The sequence below is a fragment of the Vibrio sp. 1978 genome (assembly GCF_033344345.1).
Window position 1 is genome coordinate 1 of record NZ_JAWPOP010000141.1, and the last position, 1,113, is coordinate 1,113.

The window sequence follows — 1,113 nt, forward strand, 5'->3', positions numbered from 1 at the left end:
AAACCACTCATAAATTGAAGATATTTTCGCCGTGTCACCTTCAATAGAGACGCCTTTTTTGCTGTTGATAAAGGTCTTTGCGGCACTCTCTAGCAAGGTTTGAGTATTCTCAGCGGTAAAAGCTTGAGTTTGAAGATTCGGGCAGCCTAGGCTTGCACAATTGACAGCGTAGTGCGTTCTTGGGTCTTGCCAGATTGGTCGTAAAATTCGGTGCTCAATATCATTTAAGGTCAGACTTTTTCCGTTAATGGTGATGACATCTTGATCCCATGGGCCAAAGCTAAACAGCCCGCCTAACTTGGTGATCGACGTTATCGGGTAGTTATCCAAAATTAGGTGAACCGTCAGCGCGTTGTACAGATTTACCCAATACGCGTATTGCTCGGCTTGGCGGTATTGCAATGGATTTAAACTAGCGAGACGTTGAATGTACTGCTTTAACTTTGTTTTATCGGCGAACGAGACTTGGTTGTAACGAAATAGAGTGTTGTCGCCTCGGGTAACTAGATAGCTGTCGAGTAACTGTTGCCACTCCAGATGAGAGATTGAGGTTTGGTTGACCCCGTTGGACTGCTGCCAATAAGGCCATAAGTCGGCTTTTGGTGCGGCCAGAGCGGAAAAGGAGAGTAGGGCACACAGTAGCAATAAGAAACGCTTCATAGAGAGACCTTTAGTGAGACTTAATTGTTAGTGTAGACCCGTCTAGTTGTTGTTTTCTTTCTTTAATCTATGCATAAAAACAAAACAGGCTGACAATGGTCAGCCTGTTATTTGTGTATTCAAGGATGCGTTTTAACGCAGGAAGCTCGGGATATTGGCTTCATACTCAGCGATTTTGTCTTCGTGCTGAAGCGTCAAACCGATGTTATCTAAGCCATTAAGCAGGCAGTGACGACGAAACTCGTCGATTTCAAAGTCATACTCCTTGCCGTTTGCGCGCACTTTTAGGGCTTCCAGATCCACTTCAATTTGCGCACCTTCATTGGCTTCAACGAATTGGAACAGTTCATCCACTTCTTGCTCAGTCAGACGAACCGGAACCATTTGGTTGTTGATGGAGTTGCCGTAGAAAATGTCCGCAAAACTAGGTGCGATCATCGCTTTAATGCCATA

General features: G+C 44.8%; 2 protein-coding genes. Both read right to left on the minus strand.

Translation table 11 applies throughout. From position 1 onward, the window contains the following. Window positions 1-660, minus strand: a 660-nt coding sequence (locus R8N49_RS25070) for a DUF547 domain-containing protein (RefSeq protein ID WP_318190205.1), incomplete at its 3' end; no start/stop codon positions are given. A 132-nt stretch (window positions 661-792) separates the two neighbouring features. After that, the coding region (leuD, locus tag R8N49_RS25075; protein ID WP_318190206.1) for a 3-isopropylmalate dehydratase small subunit at window positions 793-1,113 on the minus strand (321 nt) is incomplete at its 5' end.